We start from the raw sequence: 364 nt of genomic DNA, 5'->3' as shown, positions 1-364 counted from the left end.
GAAATCGTGAACTTTCTCATCACTCACGCTTTTGAGAACAATGTAACCAGCTTTTACCGGCTGAAAAAGGAGACCTACAAGAGCCTTCGAAAGGAGTATCCGGAACTGCCAAGTCATTACCTTTACACGGCCTGCCAGATGGCGACGGCAATATTCAAAAGCTTTAGGAAGCGGAGAAAGAAGGGAAAGGCCAAGGGAAAGCCCGTTTTTAAGAAAGAAGTTATTATGCTGGACGACCACCTGTTCAAACTTGATTTGGAAAATAAAACCGTGAAACTCTCCACTCCCAGGGGACGAATCCAGTTAGAGTTTTACCCGGCCAAATACCATGAGCGGTTCAAGGACTGGAAGATTGGCCAAGCGT

At 46.2% G+C, this 364-nt stretch carries 1 pseudogene; it reads left to right on the top strand.

The window, feature by feature from the left end:
• Positions 1 to 364 (top strand): annotated as a pseudogene (locus E3E51_RS13010) (RNA-guided endonuclease TnpB family protein); the annotation flags it as partial.

It is taken from the genome of Thermococcus sp. 21S7 (genome assembly GCF_012027615.1).
Lineage (GTDB): Archaea > Methanobacteriota_B > Thermococci > Thermococcales > Thermococcaceae > Thermococcus.
Note: the sequence above shows the minus strand (reverse complement) of the source record. Positions and strands in the feature narration are given on the sequence as shown.